Origin of the sequence: Nocardia sp. NPDC050793 (genome assembly GCF_040654065.1) — a bacterium.
GTDB lineage: Bacteria > Actinomycetota > Actinomycetes > Mycobacteriales > Mycobacteriaceae > Nocardia.
In genome coordinates this window covers 59,546-80,752 of record NZ_JBFAHG010000005.1, presented here as the reverse complement: position 1 = coordinate 80,752, position 21,207 = coordinate 59,546, and the positions used below count along the sequence as shown (strand labels likewise).

Sequence of the window (21,207 nt, the reverse complement as noted above, 5' to 3'; positions counted from 1 at the left end):
GCGACCAAGGGGTGCTCGGCGGTGCGGCAGCGTGCCGGGCGCGGCCGGTCGGCTGTACCGGACACGCCCGGGTGCTGATTCCTTCGCCACGGAAATGTGATCTGGGTCACTTTTGAGTGTTCTAGATCATTTCGGGGGTATCGCAACGAAAACCTCGCGCGACAAATCGGACGAATGGGGCACGGTTCCGCGCGCCCGGAGGTTGTCGTACCGAGCCCCTACGCTGCTCGCCGTGCCCGACCCCGCGCCGCACCAGGCCGCCGCCAAGCAGCTGGCCTTCGACGAACTCGATACGCCGCTCTACGACACCACCTTCGTGGTCGTCGACCTGGAGACCACCGGCACCAGCCCGGACGGCGACGCCATCACCGAGATCGGCGCGGTCAAGGTGCGCGGCGGCGAGGTGCTCGGCGAGTTCGCGACGCTGGTGAACCCGGGCAGGGAGATACCGCCCGCGGTCGTGCACGTCACCGGCATCACCACCGCGATGGTCTACGCGGCCCCGCGCATCGAGTCCGTGCTGCCCGGGTTCCTGGAGTTCGCCGCGGGCGCGGTGCTCGTCGCCCACAACGCCCGCTTCGACACGGCCTTCCTGCGGGCCGCCGCGGCGCGCTGCGAGACCGAGTGGCCCAAGGCGCCGGTGCTGTGCACGGTCAAACTGGCGCGGAGGGTGCTCGGCAGGGACGAGGCGCCCTCGGTGCGGCTCGCGTCACTGGCCCGGCTGCTCGGCGCGAGCACCCAGCCGACGCACCGCGCCCTCGACGACGCGCGCGCCACCGTCGACGTGCTGCACGCGCTCATCGCCCGGGTGGGAAACCAAGGCGTGCACAGTCTCACCGAGCTGATGGACTACCTGCCCGACGTGAGCTCCGGGCAGCGCGCCAAGCGGGTGCTGGCCACCGACCTGCCCGCAGCCCCCGGCGTCTACCTCTTCCGCGGCCCCGCCGACGAAGTCCTCTATATCGGCACCGCGGTGAACCTGCGCCGCCGCGTGCGCAATTACTTCACCGGCTCGGAGACAAGGGGCCGGATGAAGGAGATGGTCGCGCTGGCCACCCGCGTCGACCACGTGGTGTGCGCGCACGCGCTGGAGGCGGGCGTGCGCGAACTGCGGTTGCTCGTCGCGCATGCTCCGCCCTACAACCGGCGCTCGAAATTCCCCAAGCGCGGATGGTGGCTCACGTTGACCGACGAGCCATTCCCACGCTTCGCCATCGTCCGCATGCCCACTCGGGATGCGTTGGGGCCCTTCACCTCTCGACTTGACGCCAGCGACGTCGCGGCCACCGTCGCCGAGCATGCCGGACTGCGCACCTGCACCGCGCGGTTGTCGCGCGACGCCCGCCACGACTGCCCGCCCGCGGTGGTCGGCGGCTGCCCCGCGGCCACCCCTTCCGGAATCCCTATGGATACAAAGGAATACGCCTCGGCTCCGGCCGCGGTCCGCGCGCTGTTTCGCGGCGACTCCGACGCCACCATGAGCGCCATGCTCGACCGCATCGAAAGCCACTCCCGTGCGGAGCATTTCGAGGCCGCCGCGCGGTTGCGCGATCGCACTGTCGCGGTGATCAGGGCGGTGCGCCGCACCCAGCGGCTCGCGGCCGTCGCCCGCATCGCCGAACTGATCGCCGCGCATCCGGACGGCGCGGGCGGGTGGGAGTTCGCCGTCATTCGGTACGGCCGCCTCGCGGGATCCGGTGTGGCGCGCCGCGGCACGCCGCCGATGGCGATCGTGGAACAGATCGTCGCGGCGGCGGAGACGGTCGTCCCGGACGGGGGCGCCGACGCACCGTCCTTCGCTGAGAGCGGCTGCCCCGATCTCGTCGGCGCACCGCCGCTGCGAGGCGCTTCGCCGGAGGAGGCGGGGCTGATCGCCCGCTGGCTGGCGCGACCCGGCGTGCGGATCGTGCGCGGCACGGAGGGATATCGCGAGCCGCGCCACGGCGCGGGCCGGTGGCTCGGCTGGGCCGAGGCGGCCGACGCCGCGGCGCGAACCCGCTCCGCCGAGGCGGACTACGCCGAGCGCCTAGGCTGACGGCATGATTAACGCGATCGTGCTGATCCACGCCGACAACGGCCGTATCCCGGAGACCGCGCAGGCGGTCGCCGACACCGAAGGCGTCACCGAGGTCTACTCGTGCGCGGGCGATGTCGATCTGATCGCGATCGTGCGGGTGCGCGATCACGAGCAGGTCGCCGAGGTGGTCACGCACCGGATCGACAAGACGCCCGGCGTGCTACGCACCACCACCCACATCGCGTTCAAGTCCTACTCGCGAGCCGACGTGGAGGCCGGTTTCTCGCTGGGGGAGTAGCCGGTCAGAGCGCCGCGACGTACGAGCCGGTGATCGAGCGGGACTCACCCGGCTCGAGCACCGCAGCTGCGTCGCCCTGGCATTGGGCATCGGTGTACACCCCGACGGTGCGGTTGGTGTTGTTCTGCACGTCGAGCTCTTCGGGGTTGTCGGCGACCTGAACGCAGCCCACCAGGTCCTGGATCACCTGCCCGTTCACGACCAGGTCGTCGTCCTGGGCGTTGGCGACCGGCGCGGCCAACAGCAGGCCCGCGGCCATGATTCCGAGTAGTGCGCGCTTCATAGTCAGCTCCTCACGTGTCGGTCCGGACGGCGCGCCGACGCACGTCGGGACGCCGTGCCGGATGGGTGCACGGCGGTCCGGTGACCGCCGGGAATCGTGATATGCAGACTTGTTGCTACGGGCGCATCGCTGCGGCCGATCCGTCCCGCGATGGGTCAGTCTAATCGTCCATTACCTGCGCGGAAGAGATTCGGCGACTCTCGTTTCGAGCGATTGCCTAATGTTTACCGATCGCCGAGCGTGTGCGAAAGCTTGGCCCAGCTGTCCAGCAGCGCCGCCGCCCGGCCGCCGTCGATCGTGGCGGCCGCGCGCTCGATGCCCGCGGCCAGCGCGTCGTGCACGTCGGCCTCGGGATCGCCGATCCCGCGCGAGAGGTCGTAGGCGACGATGGCGGCGGCCGAGTTCACCAGCACCGCGTCGCGCACGGCGCCCGGCGTCCCGGCGAACACCGACCGCGCGACACCGGCGTTGACCTCCGCGTCACCGCCGCGCAGCGCGTCCAGTTCCACGCGCGGGATGCCGAGGCGGGTCGGGTCGATCGTGGTCCGGCGCTGACGGCCGCCCGATACCACCCAGGCGTCGGTGGTGTCGGAGGTGGTGATCTCGTCGAGTCCGTCGTTGCCGCGCACCACGAGGGCGCTGGCCCCGCGCTCGGCGAACACGCCCGCGATCACCGGAAGCAGTTCGGGGAAGGCGCAACCCACGAGTCCGGCCCGCGGCTGCGCGGGGTTGGTCAGCGGGCCGAGCACGTTGAAGACGGTCGGGATGCCGATTTCCTTACGCGCCGGGCCCGCGAAGCGGAGGGCAGGGTGGAACAGCGGCGCGAAGCAAAATCCGATCCCGACCTCGCGGACGCACTGCGCGACCGACTCGGGACCGAGGGTGAGCCGCACGCCGAGCGCTTCCAGCACGTCGGCGCCGCCGCTCTTGGACGAGGCCGCCCGATTGCCGTGCTTGACCACCGGAACGCCCGCCGCGGCCACTACGACCGAGGACATGGTGGAGATGTTCACCGAGCCGGACCGGTCGCCGCCGGTGCCGACGATGTCGACCGCGTCGCCGTCGATGTGCACGAGGCGAGCGTGCGAGAGCATGCCGGACGCCATGCCGGACAGCTCGGCAGGCGTCGGTCCCTTGATCTTCATCGCGACGCCGAAGGCCGCGATCTGCGCCTGCGTCGCGTTGTCGGTGAAGATCTCGTTGATCACCCACGCCGTGTCGTCCGCGGCCAGGTCGCCACCGTCGGCGAGGGTTCCGAGCACCTGGGGCCAGCTGCGCACGCTCATTCCATCTCTCCCGTCACACTGGTCCTCCACCAGTTCTGTGTGAGCAGCCTAGTTGGCGCGGTCGGGCGAAGCCCGTCGATAGCCCTGCGCATGGCCGGAGGTACGCATGATCGGCGCGCGTGGACGGTGGAAAGGCCGTCGACATTCTGCGCACGCGGAGGCACGCCTAATGGCCCGGTTGCAGGACGTCCCAGCCGTCGGCGAATCCGTCGTGCCGCTGGGCCAGCCCGGCCATCCGTGATTTCTCCTGCGCGCAGTGCAGCGCGTCGACGATTTGCACGCGCTGGAGGATCAGCGCCTCGAATTCGTCCGATGACGCGGCGGTGGGCGGGGCGGGCGCGTACCCGTCCTGCGCCGCGATCTCGCACACCCGCTCGACCTGCGCCGCCGGAATCCGCAGGTGATGGCGCAGCACCGCGGGCGCGTCCTCGATCAGCCCCTCGGCCCTGTCCAGCACGGCCGAGCAGGACTCGGCGTCCTCGAAACCCGCCGCGACCACCACCAGATCCGCGCGGTTCTGGTCCAGCGGCGCCGATGCGGCGCGCCCGAAAAGCCGCCGCCAGATTCGCGGTGCCACATCCGCCTCCTCGTCTCAGCTTCTACTTACTCTCGCCTGTCATCATGGCCGCGTCCGCGCAGGTCGGCGCATCCGGTGCGACGGCGTCTCCCCGAGGTCCGGCCGAGCGCCGCCGATGCCGTCGGGACCCGGTCCGTCCGTGCGTTTTCCGACACGGACGGCCAAGTTTCATACCCGGCTACTGCTGTCGTACTACGACGAGTCATACTTAGCCCCGTGACGACCGCAGTAGGGACCCCAGGATCGGCCATTACCCAGCGTGTGCACTCGCTGAACCGGCCCAACATGGTCAGCGTCGGTACCATCATCTGGCTGTCGAGCGAGCTGATGTTCTTCGCCGGCCTCTTCGCCATGTACTTCGTCGCGCGAGCCCAGGCCCACGGCAACTGGCCGCCGGAACCGACCGAGCTGAACCTCAAGCTCGCCGTGCCGGTCACGGCCGTGCTGGTCGCGTCGTCGTTCACCTGCCAGATGGGTGTTTTCGCCGCGGAGAAGGGCGACGTGTTCGGCCTGCGCCGCTGGTACGTCCTCACCTTCCTGATGGGCGCGTTCTTCGTCGGCGGCCAGGGCTACGAGTACTTCAGCCTGGTCCACGAGGGCACCTCGATCTCGAGCAGCGCCTACGGTTCGGTGTTCTACATCACCACCGGTTTCCACGGTCTGCACGTCATCGGTGGTCTGATCGCCTTCATCTTCTTGCTGATCCGCACGAAGATCAGCAAGTTCACCCCGGCGCAGGCCACCGCCGCGATCGTCGTCTCGTACTACTGGCACTTCGTCGACATCGTGTGGATCGGGCTCTTCGCCACGATCTACTTCGTCCGATAGCCAGCGGGTCAGCCCCGAATCCTTTGCACAAGTCGGTTCCGTCTACTCCAAAGGGACACAGATGAGTTCATCTCCCCCGTCAGCGCCAGAGCCCGCCAGCCCCGGGAACGGCGAGGCCAGCAAGACCCGTAAGCAGCGTCGCCTTCGCAGGCGCATCGCGGGCGGTCTCGCGCTCCTGGTGGGTCTGGTCGGAGCCGGCTTCCTCGCGACCGCTCTCACGCCCGAGCCCCAGGTGGCGACCGCCAACCAGGACCAGTCCGCGCTGATCCGTGAGGGCAAGCAGCTCTACGAAACCTCCTGCATCACCTGCCACGGCGCGAACCTCCAGGGCGTGCAGGACCGCGGCCCCAGCCTGATCGGCGTCGGCGAGGCCGCCGTCTACTTCCAGGTGTCCTCCGGGCGCATGCCGCTGGCCGCCAACGAGGCGCAGGCCACCCGCAAGCCCCCGAAGTTCGACGCCCAGCAGATCGACGCGCTCGGCGCCTACGTCGCCGCCAACGGCGGTGGCCCGACCGTCGTGCGCGACGCCAACGGCGAGATCGCCCAGGAGTCGCTGCGCGGCGACGACATCGCCCGCGGTTCGGAGCTGTTCCGGATGAACTGCGCGTCCTGCCACAACTTCACCGGCAAGGGCGGCGCGCTGTCCTCCGGTAAGTACGCGCCGCCGCTGGAGCCCGCCAGCGAGCAGCAGATCTACGCGGCCATGCTGACCGGCCCGGAGAACATGCCCAAGTTCTCCGACCGCCAGCTCACGCCGGAAGAGAAGCGCGACATCGTCGCCTACATCAAGAACGCCGCCGAAGAGAAGACCCCGGGTGGCTACGGCCTCGGCGGCTTCGGCCCCGCGACCGAGGGCCTGGCGATCTGGGTGGTCGGCATCGTGCTCACCGTGGGTGCGGCTATGTGGATCGGATCCCGCTCATGACCGGTCAACGCCCGGAGGCGGTAGCTTGCGTGGCCACGGAGGGCGTCCGGGCATGGGCCGAAAGGACACAGCCATGAGTGAACAGGAGCGTGACGACGTGAGTCGCCCGGATGAGGGGCCCGAGCTGTCGAAGGGGTCGGTGAACCCCCCGGCCGAGCCGACCGAAGATGAACTGGACGCGATGTCGCGCGACGAGCTGGTCGAGCTCGGCACCGAGCGCGACGGCGTCGATGTCGCCTACCGGCGCGAGCGCTTCCCGATCCCGGGTACCAGGGCCGAGAAGCGCGCCGAGCGCGAGGTCACCTTCTGGTTCGCCATCTCCGGTCTCGCCGCGATCGCGCTGATCGGTGTCTTCCTGTTCTGGCCCTGGGAGTTCAAGGGCTCGAACGAGGAAGGCCACGACGCCTACTCGCTGTTCACGCCGCTGGTCGGCCTGACCTTCGGCATCTCGGTGCTGGTCATCGGCGTAGCCGTGGTGCTGATCCGCAAGAAGTTCATCCCGGCCGAGATCTCCATCCAGGACCGCCACGACGGTCCCTCGCCGGAGGTGGAGCGGCGCACCCTGGTCGCCGAACTGTCGGACGCGCTCGACACCTCCACTCTTGGCCGTCGCAAGATGATCACCCGCACCGCGGGCGCGGGCGTCGGCATCCTCGGCGTCGGCTCGCTGTTCCTGTTCGTCGGCGGCATGATCAAGAACCCGTGGGCCAAGCGCGAGAAGTCGCCGCTGTGGGTCTCGGGCTGGACGCCGGACTTCGCGGGCGAGACCATCTACCTGCGCCGCGACACCGGCCGCCCGGACGACATCGTGCTGGTGCGCCCGGAGGACCTGGACGCGGGCGCCATGGAGACGGTGTTCCCGTGGAAGGAGAAGTGGCGCGGTGACGAGCACGAGATGCTGCAGTCGCTGCGTGGCATCCGCAACGCGGTCATGCTGATCCGCCTGCGCACCGAGGACGCCGAGAAGGCCATCAAGCGCAAGGGCCAGGAGAGCTTCAACTTCGGCGACTACTTCGCCTACTCGAAGATCTGCACCCACCTCGGCTGCCCGACCTCGCTGTTCGAGCAGCAGACCAACCGGATCCTGTGCCCCTGCCACCAGTCGCAGTTCTCGGCGACCGAATGGGGTAAGCCGATCTTCGGTCCCGCCGCTCGCGCACTGCCGCAGCTGCCGATCACCGTCAACTCCGAAGGCTTCCTCGTCGCCAACGGCGACTTCATCGAGCCGCTCGGACCGGCCTACTGGGAGCGTCGTTCATGAGCGAACGGAGTGAGCGAATTATGTTTCAGCGCGCTGGGCGCGTGACGGAACCGAGCGTCAGCGAGGTGCAGGCATGAGCCCTTCAGTCGCAGCCCAAGCCAACGCAATGGACGAGCGGTATCGCGCCGCTGCGTTCATGAAGCGGTCGATCAACAAGGTCTTCCCGACCCATTGGTCGTTCCTGCTCGGTGAGATCGCCCTCTACAGCTTCATCATCCTGCTGCTGTCGGGTGTGTATCTGACCCTGTACTTCGACCCGTCGATGGCGCATGTCGTCTACGACGGCGCCTACCAGCCGCTGCGCGGTGTCGGCATGTCGCGGGCGTACGAGACGGCACTGAACATCTCCTTCGAGGTGCGCGGTGGCCTGTTCGTGCGGCAGGTCCACCACTGGGCGGCCCTGCTGTTCGCGGCGTCGATCATCGTGCACCTTTTCCGGATCTTCTTCACCGGCGCGTTCCGCAAGCCGCGTGAGGCGAACTGGGTGATCGGATCGCTGCTGCTGATCCTGGCGATGTTCGAGGGCTTCTTCGGGTACTCGTTGCCCGATGACCTGCTCTCCGGCACCGGTCTGCGGGCCGCGTTCTCCGGCATCACCATCTCCATCCCGGTGATCGGCACCTGGATGCACTGGCTGATGTTCGGCGGCGACTTCCCCGGCGACATCATCATCCCGCGCCTGTACATCGCGCACGTGCTGCTCTTCCCGGGCATCATCCTGGCTCTGATCGCCGCGCACGTCGCGCTGGTCTGGTACCAGAAGCACACCCAGTTCCCAGGGCCGGGTCGTACCGAGAACAACGTGGTTGGCGCGCGCATCGTGCCGGTGTTCGCCGCGGATCAGGGCGCGTTCTTCGCGTTCACCCTGGGCATCATCGGCATCATGGGCGGCGTCCTGCAGATCAACCCGATCTGGAACCTGGGCCCGTACAACCCGGCTCAGGTGTCGGCGGGTTCGCAGCCGGACTTCTACATGATGTGGACCGACGGCATGGCGCGCCTGATGCCGCCGTGGGAGCTCTACATCGGCAACTACACGGTTCCCGCCGTGTTCTGGGTCGCGCTGATCATGGGTCTGGTGTTCACGCTGCTGATCGCCTACCCGTGGATCGAGAAGCGCCTCACCGGCGACGATGCGCACCACAACCTGTTGCAGCGTCCGCGCGACGTTCCGGTGCGCACCGCGATCGGCGCCATGGCGATCGCCTTCTACGTGGTGCTGACGCTGTCCTGCGTCAACGACATCATCGCGCTGAAGTTCGACATCTCGCTGAACGCCACCACCTGGATCGGTCGTATCGGTCTGCTCGTCGCCCCGCCGGTTGCCTACTTCGTGGCCTACCGGTTCTGCATCGGCCTGCAGCGCAGCGACCGGGCGGTGCTGGAGCACGGCATCGAGACCGGTGTGATCAAGCGTCTGCCGCACGGTGAGTACATCGAGGTGCACCAGCCGCTCGGCCCGGTCGACGACCACGGTCACCCGATCCCGCTCGAGTACCAGGGCGCCCCGGTGCCGAAGAAGATGAACAAGCTGGGCTCGGCGGGCAAGCCGGGCACCGGTAGCTTCCTGCGACCCGACCCCCGCGAGGAGTCGGAGAAGCACTTCGAGCTCGAGCACGCCGAAGAGCACCGGCAGCTCGCGGTGCTGCAGAAGGCACAGGAAAAGGCCAACGGCAACGGCAAGCACAGCCACTGACCCACGGTCGGCACGAAGGCCCCGAGTCGTACGACTCGGGGCCTTCGGCTTTCACGCTGCCGCGCTATGCCGCCGAGCCGGGCGAGTGATAGCGAACGCGGATCAAGCCCCGGAAGCGTCGAACGCAAAGGCCCCGAGTCCGTCGGACTCGGGGCCTTTGCGTTCGGGCCGCAGCTCAGCGCCTGCGGGCCGCCTCGATGGCCTCGAATTTGGCGTAGTTGTGGCGGGCGTCGGCCAGCGCGTCGTGGGCGTCCGGCGGTACCGGTGGCAGCGCGGGGCGGCCGTGCGCCTCCCAGTGCTGGCGCAGTTCGTTGGTGTAGCGGGGGAGCGCGGTGGGCAGATCGACCATCGAACCCCACAGCTGGCACAGCGCCACGTGGTCGTACGCGCCGACCCAAGCCCACAGCTCGGGCTGCACAGAGGGGCGCGGAACCAGGAACTTGTAGAGGTCGTCGCGGATCTGCTCGCGGCTGCGCCACCGCGGGGAGCTGGGCGGCGGCAGCTGCGGCAGCACGTACTTGCGTACCCACGGCCCCGCTCGCTCGGGGTCGAATTCGGTGGAGACCGCGTAGTATTCGCGGCCGTCCTCGCAGACGACGCCGATGGACACCAGGTCGATGACGACCCCGTCCTCGATGAACTCGCAATCGTAGAAGTATCTCAGCGAGATCGACCTCTCCTCGGTCGGGCGGTAGTGGCATGTGCCGGTCGATGTCACCCTATGCGGCGATCTGGGCGGCGGACGCGAGGGGTTACTCAGGGTGGGTATCGCCCACACCTGCGGGGGGCGAACTCCACCCCACCTCCGGCTGTCTACACGATCGCCCGGTCCGTATTCTGAACTCGTGAACTGGACCGTCGACGTACCGATCGATCGCCTGCCGGAGCTGCCGCCGCTACCCGCCGAGCTGCGCCGCAGGCTGGACGAAGCGCTGGGCCGACCGGCGTTGCAGCAGCCGTCGTGGGATCCCGAGCAGGCGGCGATGATGCGCACCGTGCTGGAGAGCGTGCCGCCGATCTGTGTGCCCGCCGAAGTGGAGGAGTTGCGCGGACAGCTCGCCGAGGTGGCGCGCGGCGAGGCGTTCTTGATGCAGGGCGGTGATTGCGCGGAGACCTTCGCCGACAACACCGAACCGCACATCCGCGGCAACATCCGCACGCTGTTGCAGATGGCCGTCGTGCTGACCTACGGCGCGAGCCTTCCTGTGGTGAAGGTCGCGCGCATCGCGGGCCAGTACGCGAAGCCGCGCTCCTCCGACACCGACTCGCTCGGCCTGAAGTCCTACCGCGGTGACATGGTGAACGCGCTGGTCGCCGACGCGGGCATGCGCGAGCACGATCCGTCCCGGCTGGTGCGCGCCTACGCCAACGCCAGCGCCGCGATGAACCTGGTCCGCGCGCTGACCAGCGCGGGCATGGCCGACCTGCACAAGGTGCACGACTGGAACCGCGACTTCGTCGCGCAGTCCCCGGCGGGCGCGCGCTACGAGGCGCTGGCCGAGGAGATCGACCGCGGTCTCGCGTTCATGACCGCATGCCGGGTGACCGACCCCAGCCTGCAGTCGGCCCGCATCTACGCCAGCCACGAGGCGCTGGTACTCGACTACGAGCGCGCCATGCTGCGCCTGAGCGAGCACCCGGTGTCCGGCGAACCGGTTCTCTACGACCTGTCGGCGCACTTCCTCTGGATCGGTGAGCGCACCCGTCAGCTCGACGGCGCGCACATCGCGCTCGCTGAGCTGCTCGCCAACCCGATCGGCCTGAAGATCGGCCCGACCACCACCCCGGATCAGGCCGTGGAGTACGTCGAACGGCTCGACCCCAACAACGAGCCTGGCCGCCTCACCATCGTCTCCCGGATGGGCAACAGCAAGGTGCGCGACGTGCTGCCGCCGATCATCGAGAAGGTGCAGGCGACCGGTCACCAGGTGATCTGGCAGTGCGACCCGATGCACGGCAACACGCACGAGGCCTCCACCGGTTTCAAGACCCGCCACTTCGACCGTATCGTCGACGAGGTGCAGGGCTTCTTCGAGGTGCACCGCGCACTGGGCACCCACCCCGGTGGCCTGCACATCGAGCTGACCGGCGAGGACGTCACCGAATGCCTCGGCGGTGCGCAGGACATCTCCGACCTGGACCTGTCCGGCCGCTACGAGACCGCCTGCGACCCGCGCCTGAACACCCAGCAGTCGCTGGAGCTGGCGTTCCTGGTCGCCGAAATGCTGCGCTGAGGTCGAGGGTCACTGCGCTGGGCTCGAGCCCGCTGCGCCGTGGTCCGCACGGCCACTGAGCGGGGTTCGCGCCTGCCGCCCGGTCATCGAAAGCCTGTGCGCTGGAATCGTCCTGGCCGCTGCCGCCGAAAGGCGCTGCGGAGGGGGCGCGCGGAGCGTGTCCGAGGCCGGTGCGGATCTCGTTGTCGGGGAATCGTTTCGACGCGGCCGGGCTCGATCGCGCTGGCGCGCGGGAATTTTCAGCCTCGGGTCGCGTCGAAACGCGCGCGCAAGGCCGCCGAGTCGTTGAGCTCGCCGAGAATCTCCGCGAGCATGTCGCGTCGTTCCGGTGACAGGTCGGCGAACATCTCCTCGTGTACTTCGCGCAGGATGGTCTGGATCTCGGCGAGCGTCTCGCTGCCTTTGCCGGTCAGGATGACCAGGTAGCGCCTGCGGTCGCCGGGATCGCGTTGCCGCTCGGCATAGCCCTGCCGTTCCAGGTCGTCGAGCGTCGAGACCATGGTCGCCGCGTCGATGCGCAGGTAGCCGCCGAGTTCGGCCTGCGCCATGCCGCCGCGATCGGCGAGCGCCTGGAGCACGCTGTAGTGCCGCACCCGCAGGCCGATGGCGAGCAGGCGTTCCTCGGCCAATCGGAAGGCGGCCTGTCCCATCTTCTGTATCAGGCACACGGTGTGGTTGCCGATGGACCCGGGGACCAGCGGCGCGTTGTAGGACATCGTTCACCTCCCGTCACATCATGCCCAGGGCGCCGCTCGCTTGACAAACCGTTGCCTCTATAAAACAGTAGTAGTGCAAACGATTTGTGAAGCAAATTATACGTGGCACTCCTCGATTCGGCCGGGACATGCCGCGGCTTCGGCAACCGGAAGGCACCCTCGTGACCACACAGACACTGTCCGGCCGCACCCTGTTGATGTCCGGCGGCAGCCGGGGCATCGGCCTGTCCATCGCCCTCGCGGCCGCCCGCCGCGGCGCCAACGTCGTCCTGCTCGCCAAAACCGATGTCCCGCATCCGAAGCTGGATGGCACCGTGCACACGGCGGCCGCTGAGATCGAGGCCGCGGGCGGATCGGCCCTCGCCGTCGTGGGCGACGTGCGCGACGAGGAGTCGGTGCAGGCCGCGATCGACCGGGCCGTCGAGCGCTTCGGCGGCATCGACATCGTCGTCAACAACGCCAGCGCCATCGATCTGCAGGGCACCGAGACGCTGCCGGCGAAGAAGTTCGACCTGATGCAGCAGATCCAGCTGCGCGGCACCTTCCTGCTCACCCGCGCCGCACTGCCGCACCTGCGCAAGTCGGCGAACCCGCACGTGCTGTCGCTCTCGCCGCCGCTGAACCTGGATCCGAAATGGCTCGGCGTGCACCCGCCCTACATGCTGGCCAAGTACGGCATGACCCTGCTGACCCTCGGCGTGGCCGCCGAGCACCGCGAGTCGGGCATCGCCGCGAACTGCCTGTGGCCGGAGACGCTCATCGCCACCGCCGCGGTGCGCAACCTGCTCGGCGGCGAGGAAGTCGCCGCCACCGCGCGCACCCCGGAGATCGTCGCCGACGCCGCCGTGCTGATCCTGGAGAGCCCGGCCGCGACCACCACCGGCAACACCTACCTGGACGTGGAAGTCCTTGCCGCCCACGGCATCACCGACCTGTCCGGCTACGGCCCCGAGGGCGAGCTGAGCTACGACATCTTCGTCGACCCGCCCGCCTGACCCGAAACAGACCGCACCCAGGGAGTATCGATGCCGCACCTACGCCGCGACGGCGAAGTTTTCGTGCTCGATCTCGGCGAGCCGGACCAGCTCGACACCGAGAACCGCTTCACCCCGGAGTGGGCGGATGCCGTCCACGCCTGCCTCGACGAAGTGCAGGCATCCGACGGGCCGAAGGCGCTGGTCACCACCGGCTCCGGCAAATTCTTCTCGAACGGTTTCGAGCCGGAGCGGTTTCTGCGCCCGGACGTCGCCGACTACCTCATGGCCGGACAGCGGGTGTTCGAGCGGGTGCTGACGTTCCCCGCCCCGACCGTCGCGGCGGTCCAGGGGCACGCGTTCGGCGCGGGCGCGATCCTGGCCATGGCCCACGACGGGCGGGTCATGCGCGGCGATCGCGGCTTCTTCTGCCTGCCCGAGATCACCCTGCCGCTGGCGCGGTCGGACGACGGCCTCGTCATCCCCGGCGGCATGGCCGACCTGCTGACCGCGCGGCTGCCCGGACCCGCCGCGCACGAGGCGATGCTGACCGGACGCCGCTACGGCGGCCCCGACGCGCTCGCCGCCGGCATCGTCGACGTGGTCGAGGAGCACGAGCGGGTGCTGCCGGTCGCGCTGGCCAGGGCGGGCGCGCTGGCTGCCACCGCGGGTCCCGCGCTCGGGGTGATGAAGCGGTGGATGTACCGCGATGTCGTCGCCGCGCTCGGCAAGGTCACGTTGACGCTCTGAACGTCAGGGCAGCGCGGTGAGGGTGACCGTGCTGCCCGGTTGGACCTTGGCCGCCGCGCCCGGGCTCTGGCCGATGACCACGGAGCTGTCCGACGGGGTCAGCTGCTGGACCTGGACGCGCAGGCCGAGTCCCTCCAGCTTCTGCTTGGCCTCGCCGACGCTTTCGCCGACCAGGAAAGGCAGCTTGACCGCGTTGGAGACGATCAGCGCGACGCCCTCACCGGAGTTCACCGTGCTGCCCGCCGCCGGGTCGGTGCCGATCACCTGGTCCGCCTCGATGGCCTTGTCGTACTCGGTGCGCGTCTCGCGGACCTTGATGCCCGCGGCGGTGAGCGCCTGCATGGCCTCCTCGGTCGTCTTGCCGCGCACGTCGGGGACCTTCACCGGCTGCGCGCCGTTGCTGCGGAAGACCTTGACCTGTCCGCCCATCGGCAGCACGGTGCCCGGCGCGGGCTCGACCTTCGCGAGCGAACCCTTCGGCGCCTGGCTGCCGACCTCGCCCGCGTCGATCGGCTGGAGTCCGGCGTCCTTGATGAGCTGATTCACCTTGCGCACGTCGTCGCCGGGTTTGATGTCGGGCACCCTTGGCTTACCGCTGGAGACCAGCACCGACACCGTCGAGCCCTTGGTCACCTTGGAGCCCGCGGACGGATCGCTGCCGACCACGCCGCCGACCGGGATGGTGTCCGAGGCCTTCTGTCTGATCTCGGTCTCGAAGCCCGCCTCGCGCAACGTCGCCGTCGCCTGCTCGCTGCCCAGCCCGGCGATCGGGGGCACCGCCTCGTAGCGGCCGACGCCGAGCCACCAGCCGCCGACACCGACGATCAGGGTGAGTACGGCGACGATTGCGACCCACACCAGGGTCGTCCTGCGCGACTTGCGGCGATCGGCGTCGTAGGGGTCGTACGGCGGCTGACGCAGGCCGGTCGTCCGCGGATCGTGGCCCGTCGGCGGTCCGTACTCCCCGTGCGGGTCGTAGTCCGGCACCCGGGGTCGCTGCGCGGTGACCACCTTGGTGTGCTGCGTCGGCTGCGGCGTGTGCGGGTCCGGCGCGGGGCCCGGCCGCGCGGCCGCGGCCCTGCCACCGGGATCGGCGCGGAAACCGGCGCTCAGATGCTCGGCCGACTCCCGCGGCGCGGGCACCCGGTAGGGCGGCAGGCTCAGCGCGGCGGCGATCGAGCCCAGCTCCGCGGCCATCTCGTTGGCGTCGGCGAAACGGTGCGCGGGCTCCCGATTGGTCGCGCGGGCGACCAGGTCGTCGAACTCCGGCGGCACGCCCGCGATGAACTGGCTCGGGCTCGGCACGTCGTTCTCGATGCGCTGATACGCCACCGACAGCGACGTGTCGCCGACGAAAGGAACACGGCCCGTGAGCATTTCGAAGATCAGTACGCCGAACGCGTACACGTCGCTGCGCGAGTCGGCGGTGCCGCTGGTCACCTGCTCGGGCGAGAGGTAGGCCGCCGTGCCGAGGATGACGCTCGCCGAGGTGGTCGTAGCGGCCGCCACCGCGCGCACCAGGCCGAAGTCGGCGATCTTCACCTCGCCGGAATCGGAGATGAGCACGTTCTCCGGTTTGACGTCGCGGTGCACCAGGCCCGCGGAGTGCGCCACCCCGATGGCGGCAAGCACCGGTTCGGCCACCGCCCGCACGGCGTGCGGCGGCATCGGCCCGCGTTCGCGCAGCAACTCGCGTAGCGTGCCGCCCTCGACCAGCTCCATGATCAGGAACGGATGGTCGCCGTCCACGCCCTGGTCGTACACCGAGACCAGCGCGGGGTGCTTGAGCTTGGCGACGGCGCGGGCCTCGAACTCGAACCGGGAGAGAAACTGCGGGTCGGCGGCGAACTTCGGGTCCATCACCTTGATGGCGACCGGGCGATCGAGGCGGGTGTCCTCGCCGCGGAAGACCATCGACATCCCGCCCCGAGCGATCGGCGCGTCAATCCGGTAGCGCCCCTCCAGCATCTGCCCGATCAAGTGATGTCCTCCGGCTTTCACAAAACTGCTCACCCCTCGCTAATGACGCGAACAGCGACAGACCGCCCCGTGCGGCCCCCACGATGGTAACCGTGTCGAGCGGCCGAACCCGTCTGTCGCCCGGGTGTCATACGACGCGCGGCGCGGCACCGTCTACCGTTGTGCGGGTGAGTGCATTTCCCTGCAGCGAGGATGTCCTTCCGGAATCCGTGGCCATGCTGCCGCTGCCCGAGGTCGCCGACCGGCTCGGAATCGTGGTGACGCGAGTGCATCAGATGCTGCGCGACCACCAGCTGCTTGCCGTGCGCCGCAACGGAGTGGCGAGCGTTCCCGAGGTCTTCTTCGATGACACCGGCGCGGTGACCAAGCACCTGCCCGGGCTGATCACCGTCATGAAGGACGCCAAGTACACCGACGAGGAGATCCTCGAATGGATCTTCACCGACGACGCCAGCCTCCCCGGCAAACCCGTCGACGCACTGCACGGCCCCCTCGCCCGCGAGGTGCTACGACGCGCCGCCGCCGATCCCTTCTGACCCTCGCAGACCGTCCGCACGCCTCGCAGCCCTTGTTACCTGTGTGAGGCGTGTGGCAGGTGTGCGAGGCCGGTTAGGGCAGGGCGGCGGTGAAGAGTTGGGTTGTGGCGACGAGTAGGCGTCGGTGGCGGGGGACGACTGCTCGGGTGTGGAAGATCGCGTAGCCGGATTGCTCGATGCGGTCGAGGATTTCGGCGTAGAGGGCGGCGGCCGCCTGGATAGCCGGACGGACCCTGGGCTCGAGCAGGTCGATGCCGGGAGCGGCGGTTCGGTAGACGTCGCGGTTGATCGCGATCAAGTGGGCGAGGGCGCGGCGGACTCGCGGATCGGTGTGGCCGGTGTGGCGGCAGTGGGCGAGCAGGTCGGCGTCCACGCCGAAGGCCGCGAGATGGTCGGCGGGCAGGTACACGCGCCCGCGGTCGAGATCCTCGGCGACATCGCGCAGGAAGTTGGTGAGCTGGAAGGCCTCGCCCAGCGCGGCGGCCGCGGGTTCGGCTTCGACCGTCGGCACGACGGTGCCGAGCACGGGAAGCAGCTGCAGACCGATGGCGGCGGCCGATCCGCGCATGTATTCGCGCAGCTCGGCCATCGTGGCGTAGCGGTCGCGGAAACGATGCGTGCCGGGGACGTCCATGCGCATGGAGTCCAGGAAGGTCCAGAAGTGCTCTGGATCGATCGCGAAGCGGTCGACGGTATCGGCGAGCGCGGACAGTATCTGGGCGCGCAGCGGCGAAGCTGGCGCGTCGGGAGTGTCATGCGGTGCGAATGCGCCCTGTTCGAGGGCCGTGCGTAGCTGTTTCTCGATCAGGTCTAGTTCGTTGGCGGGGCCTTGTCCGAGGGTGAGCAGCGACTCCGGCGAGGTCGAGTCGGCGCGCCCCGTTCGCGCGAGGCTCGGTTCCGCGTGGTCGACGATGTCGTCCACCATCCGCGCGAACGCGTAGAGCGCGTGCACCGCCGGTCTTCGGTGCGCCGACAACAGCCTGGTCGCGAGGAAATACGTGCGCCCGTGCTCCGCCGCGATAGTCCGGCATGCCCGATAGGCGGACACAAGGCGTACCTCCGCCTCCGCTCCGGTCGTGTGCGGGGCTATCGACGGACTGTGTCCGGGTGCGTCCGTTCTCGGTGCTTCTGGAATCGGTCCGGTCGTGGGCGGGTCTATCGACGGCCAGCGTCCGGCTGTGCCCGTTCTGCGTACCTCTAGGTCCGGGTCGTCGCCGGGTCTCGCGGCGCTCATGGACGAGAAGCGGCGGCCGCGACGTCGGCGCGCGGCATTGCCTGCTGTGGTGGCGCGGAGCGCAGGCGCAGCGGGTCCACGGTACGCAGCGAGAGCGCGGCGACGACCGCGGCGAAGGTGGCCGCCGCCACGTGCCAGAAGTTGTACAGACCGATCGAGCCGTCCGGCTGGAACACCAGCATCAACCAGGTGCACAGGCCGACCAGCACCATGAGCGTCGTGGTGGACAGCGCGAACGCGGCGGCCAGCGCCAGCGGCCACGAGTAGTACCAGGGCAGCGCGGCGGGGGAGAGGATCACGATGCCGACGAACGCGATGAGGATGCCGAACACCGCCTCGCGCTCGCTGTGCCGGAATCGCCACCAGGTCCACACCAGCACCGCGACCAGCGCCAGCGCGCACAGCGCACGGGTGACGGTGAGCACCGATTCCATGCGCAGCGGGGTGATCCAGGTGGTGGCGTGCGCCATGATGGTCGGCAGCGAGAGCCAGTTGATGATCTTCTTCGAGCCCGACAGCGCGGTCAGCCAGCCGATGCCGACGCCCGCGATGGCCGAGGCCGCGACGAACACCACCGCGAACACGCTCAGTCCGAGCCCGGCGATCTTGGCGAACGTCATGGCCGGGTGGGGCATGTCCGGTCCGGCTTTCGCGGCGTCCGGTGCGCCGTTCTCGGGCGTTGAGCTCGGATCCGCCGGCGCGTTCGGGTCCGCGGCCGCGCGTTCGGCGGCGCGGCGCTCCCGCTCGTGCAACATCCAGATCCACACCAGGAACGGCAGCGCGATGCCCGCGGTGGCCTTGATCGCCACGCCGATGGCGACGACCACGATGCCCGCCGCGTGGTGGCGCTCCAGCACCAGCGCGATGCCCGCGCACATCAGGCCGACCATCAGCATCTCGTTGTGCACGCCGCCGATGAGGTGGATGAGCACCAGCGGGTTGAGCACCGCGAGCCACAGCGCGACCGTCGGCTTGCCGCCCAGGTGCTTGGTCAGATACGGCACCGCCCACATCATCAGCGCGAGGCCGGGCAGCATCACCAGGCGCAGCGCGATGGTGCCAGCGACCACGTTGTCACCGGTGATCGCGGTGATGGCGCGGCCGAGTAGCAGGAACACCGGGCCGTACGGCGCGGTGGTGGTGGTCCAGACCGGGCTCACATTGTCCAGCAGCACACCGGGATTCGCGACGGGACCGACCTGGTAGGGGTCGAAGCCGTCACGCAGGAGCGCGCCCTGGGCCAGGTAGGAGTAGGCATCGCGGCTGAACATCGGCACCGCGAAGAGCAAAGGGAAGATCCAGATTCCGACGATCGCGCGCAACTCGTTGAGCGTCACCGCGGCGCCCGCCCGATTGCCGAGCCCGAGTGTGGTGCGGCCGAGGCGAACCCACGCGGTGATCATCAGCAGCACGCCGATCCAGATCAGGATGGTGGACAGCGCGTAGCCGTGCCCGAACCGCAGCCAGGACAGGTTCATCGCCTCGAGCAGTGGATCGCGCTGACGCACGCTGCCCGCGCCGAACCCGCCGAAGGTGATCATCACCGCGCCGAGGAAGCCGAACAGCGCGGCGTGCCCTTCGGGGCTGCGCGCGAAATCGGCGTAGGTCTGCATCCGATCCAGAAGTCCGAGCCGGTCGGCGGATCGCGAGGCGCCTGCCCCCGGGGTGCCGGGGCGACTCGACACGCGGGGCGCGGTATCGGTCGGCGGTGCGGCTGCGGCGCTCGTATCGGGGGGATGCATGTGGTGTCGGTCCCCCCGGCAAGGTCGGCGGTCGCAACCGCGAGCGAATAGGTCGGCGATCAGTTTAATGGTTCGCCGAGAACACTATCCCGCTGGTGCGGGCGGTTCATCCCCAGTAACACTCGTCGCGCCGGTAATTCGGTTTGCCGCCAGTTTTCCCGAGAGCAGCGCCGTCGGCACACCGACGCCCGGCGTGGTGCCGCAACCGGCGATAACCACGTTGTCGCTGAACTTCGGGAAATTGCGCGGCCGGAAAGGTCCGGTCTGCCGGAACAGATGCGCGACGGAGAACGGCGTGCCCGCGATCATGCCCTGCGCCTGCCAGGTGCGCGGGGTGTCCAGGTGATCGACGGTGAAGTGCTCGGCGATCCCGCGGTAGCCGCGCGTCTCCAGCACCTCGAGCAGCTCGCGCAGATAGGGGCGGGCCAGCCTGTCCCAGTCGAGCGGGGCGCTCGCCAGATTGGGGCAGGGCGCGAGCAGCGAGAACGGCTCGTGACGTCCGTCGGGCCGATCGATGTAGAGCCCGGGATCGGTCAGCGCGGGGCGGGTCAGCAGCAGTGAGGGGTCGCGCATCAGCCGTCCGCGCGCCGTGAGCCGTCCGCCGCGGCGTGGTGCTGCGGCGATCTCGTCGAAGGTGGTGTCCCATGCCGCGCCGAAGTCGATGGTGTGGTGCGCCTGGATCGGCCAGCGCGCGGCGATCTCTGCCGGGATGGTGCCGTGCGCGACCACCGCCGACGGCGCGGCCCGCAGCCCGCGCCTGGGCCGGACGCCGAAGCGTTCGACCGAGCCGATGTCGGCGGTGAGCACCACCGCGTCGCAGTCCAGCGCGTGTCCGTCGGCGGTGCGCACCCGGCGGGCCCGCCGTCCCTCGTACTCGATCCCGGTGACCTCGGTGTTCAGCCGCAGCACCCCGCCCGCGGCGGTGAACGCCTCGGCCATGGTGGCGGCGATGGCGCGCATCCCGCCCTCGGGGAAGTAGACGCCCAGCGAGGTGTCCATGTGCGGGATCGCACCGTAGACGGCCAGCGCGTCGGCGGGCGCCATGCCGGCGTAGAGCGCTTGGAAGGTGAACAGCCTGGCCAGCCGCGCGTCGGTCAGGATCCGGCCGACGCGCGGTCCGAGTCTGCCGAACCCGCCGAGGCGCACCAGGTCGGTCAGCGCGGCGCGTTTGCTCGGATACCGCACCATGTCCAGCGGCGAGTCGAAGTTGGTGTCCATGAACTCGGTGAACTCGGCGCGGTAGACGCGCGCCAGCCAGTCGCGGAGCCGTCGGTAGCGGTTCGCCTCGGCGGGGCCGCAGGTGCGGGCGACCTCGTCGGCCATGGCGTCCGCGTCGGCGAACACCCGGATGGTCGAGTCGTCGGCGAAACGCGCGTGGTAGCTCGGCGCGAGCCGGTGGATGCGCAGCGGCGCCGGGCCCGATTCGGGAGTGCGGCCGACGGCGGCCAGCGCGTCGGTGATCAGTTCCGGCAGCGTGAGCACCGTGGCGCCGTTGTCGATCTCGTAGTCCGGCCCGCGATACCTGCCGACCCGGCCGCCAGGATGATCGGCCCGCTCCAGCAGCGTGACCGATCGTCCCGCGCCGGCGAGATACAGCGCGGCGGCGAGCCCGGACAGGCCCGCGCCCACAACGACCACCCGATCGGTCGGTCCCGCAACGGTTTTCATTCGACTTCTCCTCGACCGCCGGGCACGGCGGGCTACCCGTGAAACTCTGCGTCGGCCTGCGCCGCGTCAGTTCCGGGACGACACGGCCGTTTCCGCACCGCAAGGGGCAGACCCTCGCGGTGCGGTGCTCGCTCCGCGATGATCTCATGCCTGCCGGTCGGTAGGTGGATCGCTACGCGGTGTACGGCGCCGGTCGGCTCGC

19 protein-coding genes are annotated in these 21,207 nt (G+C 69.4%); 10 read left to right on the top strand and 9 right to left on the bottom strand.

What is annotated here, in order from left to right:
* The first annotated feature begins 232 nt into the window (after positions 1-232).
* Together AB0H50_RS18405 and AB0H50_RS18400 are read left to right on the top strand one after the other, a co-directional pair.
* Positions 233-2,035, top strand: a complete 1,803-nt coding sequence (locus AB0H50_RS18405) for a DEDD exonuclease domain-containing protein (RefSeq protein WP_357453702.1) — start codon at positions 233-235, stop codon at positions 2,033-2,035.
* Positions 2,036-2,039: 4 nt separating this feature from the next.
* Positions 2,040-2,315, top strand: a complete 276-nt coding sequence (locus AB0H50_RS18400) for an Lrp/AsnC ligand binding domain-containing protein (RefSeq protein ID WP_067785820.1) — start codon at positions 2,040-2,042, stop codon at positions 2,313-2,315.
* A gap of 4 nt (positions 2,316-2,319) precedes the next feature.
* Here the strand turns inward: AB0H50_RS18400 and AB0H50_RS18395 are convergent, their stop codons facing one another.
* The 3 genes from AB0H50_RS18395 to AB0H50_RS18385 form a co-directional block, all read right to left on the bottom strand.
* Positions 2,320-2,598, bottom strand: coding sequence for a hypothetical protein (locus AB0H50_RS18395; protein WP_357453699.1), 279 nt, complete (start codon positions 2,596-2,598; stop codon positions 2,320-2,322).
* A 224-nt stretch (positions 2,599-2,822) separates the two neighbouring features.
* Positions 2,823-3,884 carry an anthranilate phosphoribosyltransferase gene (gene trpD, locus AB0H50_RS18390; protein WP_357453696.1) on the bottom strand — a complete coding sequence of 354 codons (1,062 nt, stop codon included), beginning with the start codon at positions 3,882-3,884 and terminating at the stop codon, positions 2,823-2,825.
* A 166-nt stretch (positions 3,885-4,050) separates the two neighbouring features.
* A complete protein-coding gene (locus AB0H50_RS18385) occupies positions 4,051-4,461 on the bottom strand; it encodes a hypothetical protein (RefSeq protein WP_357453693.1) in 411 nt (136 codons plus the stop codon).
* Positions 4,462-4,677: 216 nt separating this feature from the next.
* Between AB0H50_RS18385 and AB0H50_RS18380 the strand changes: the two genes are divergently transcribed.
* From AB0H50_RS18380 to AB0H50_RS18365, 4 genes are all read left to right on the top strand, one after another.
* Positions 4,678-5,289, top strand: a complete 612-nt coding sequence (locus AB0H50_RS18380; protein ID WP_357453691.1) for a heme-copper oxidase subunit III — start codon at positions 4,678-4,680, stop codon at positions 5,287-5,289.
* Between the two features lie 61 nt (positions 5,290-5,350).
* Positions 5,351-6,214, top strand: a complete 864-nt coding sequence (locus AB0H50_RS18375) for a cytochrome c (RefSeq protein WP_357453688.1) — start codon at positions 5,351-5,353, stop codon at positions 6,212-6,214.
* Positions 6,215-6,287: 73 nt separating this feature from the next.
* Entirely contained in the window at positions 6,288-7,475 is a 1,188-nt protein-coding gene (locus AB0H50_RS18370) for a ubiquinol-cytochrome c reductase iron-sulfur subunit (protein ID WP_357453685.1), read from the top strand.
* Between the two features lie 73 nt (positions 7,476-7,548).
* The gene (locus tag AB0H50_RS18365; protein ID WP_357453682.1) at positions 7,549-9,171 is read left to right on the top strand and encodes a cytochrome bc complex cytochrome b subunit; all 1,623 of its coding nucleotides are present in this window, start codon (positions 7,549-7,551) and stop codon (positions 9,169-9,171) included.
* Between the two features lie 175 nt (positions 9,172-9,346).
* On the opposite strand, the gene AB0H50_RS18360 is transcribed toward AB0H50_RS18365, so the two are convergent.
* Entirely contained in the window at positions 9,347-9,835 is a 489-nt protein-coding gene (locus AB0H50_RS18360; RefSeq protein ID WP_357455272.1) for a polyadenylate-specific 3'-exoribonuclease AS, read from the bottom strand.
* Between the two features lie 181 nt (positions 9,836-10,016).
* On the opposite strand from AB0H50_RS18360, the gene AB0H50_RS18355 reads away from it, so the two are divergent.
* Positions 10,017-11,405, top strand: coding sequence for a class II 3-deoxy-7-phosphoheptulonate synthase (locus tag AB0H50_RS18355; protein WP_357453679.1), 1,389 nt, complete (start codon positions 10,017-10,019; stop codon positions 11,403-11,405).
* A 239-nt stretch (positions 11,406-11,644) separates the two neighbouring features.
* Here AB0H50_RS18355 and AB0H50_RS18350 read toward each other — a convergent pair whose 3' ends face one another.
* Positions 11,645-12,121 carry a MarR family transcriptional regulator gene (locus tag AB0H50_RS18350; protein ID WP_357453676.1) on the bottom strand — a complete coding sequence of 159 codons (477 nt, stop codon included), beginning with the start codon at positions 12,119-12,121 and terminating at the stop codon, positions 11,645-11,647.
* A 128-nt stretch (positions 12,122-12,249) separates the two neighbouring features.
* On the opposite strand from AB0H50_RS18350, the gene AB0H50_RS18345 reads away from it, so the two are divergent.
* On the top strand, positions 12,250-13,116 hold the full coding sequence (locus tag AB0H50_RS18345; RefSeq protein WP_357453673.1) for an NAD(P)-dependent oxidoreductase: 867 nt from the start codon (positions 12,250-12,252) through the stop codon (positions 13,114-13,116).
* Positions 13,117-13,146: 30 nt separating this feature from the next.
* On the top strand, positions 13,147-13,845 hold the full coding sequence (locus AB0H50_RS18340) for an enoyl-CoA hydratase/isomerase family protein (protein ID WP_357453671.1): 699 nt from the start codon (positions 13,147-13,149) through the stop codon (positions 13,843-13,845).
* Positions 13,846-13,848: 3 nt separating this feature from the next.
* Here AB0H50_RS18340 and pknB read toward each other — a convergent pair whose 3' ends face one another.
* Complete coding sequence (gene pknB / locus AB0H50_RS18335; protein WP_357453668.1) at positions 13,849-15,825, bottom strand: Stk1 family PASTA domain-containing Ser/Thr kinase; 1,977 nt, start codon at positions 15,823-15,825, stop codon at positions 13,849-13,851.
* A gap of 167 nt (positions 15,826-15,992) precedes the next feature.
* Between pknB and AB0H50_RS18330 the strand changes: the two genes are divergently transcribed.
* On the top strand, positions 15,993-16,361 hold the full coding sequence (locus AB0H50_RS18330) for an Rv2175c family DNA-binding protein (protein WP_357453665.1): 369 nt from the start codon (positions 15,993-15,995) through the stop codon (positions 16,359-16,361).
* 73 nt (positions 16,362-16,434) lie between these two features.
* Here AB0H50_RS18330 and AB0H50_RS18325 read toward each other — a convergent pair whose 3' ends face one another.
* The 3 genes from AB0H50_RS18325 to crtI form a co-directional block, all read right to left on the bottom strand.
* On the bottom strand, positions 16,435-17,409 hold the full coding sequence (locus AB0H50_RS18325; protein WP_357453662.1) for a phytoene/squalene synthase family protein: 975 nt from the start codon (positions 17,407-17,409) through the stop codon (positions 16,435-16,437).
* Between the two features lie 182 nt (positions 17,410-17,591).
* A complete protein-coding gene (locus tag AB0H50_RS18320; protein WP_357455271.1) occupies positions 17,592-19,208 on the bottom strand; it encodes an alpha-(1->6)-mannopyranosyltransferase A in 1,617 nt (538 codons plus the stop codon).
* Positions 19,209-19,421: 213 nt separating this feature from the next.
* The gene (crtI, locus tag AB0H50_RS18315) at positions 19,422-21,005 is read right to left on the bottom strand and encodes a phytoene desaturase family protein (RefSeq protein WP_357453659.1); all 1,584 of its coding nucleotides are present in this window, start codon (positions 21,003-21,005) and stop codon (positions 19,422-19,424) included.
* Between the last annotated feature and the right edge of the window lie 202 nt (positions 21,006-21,207).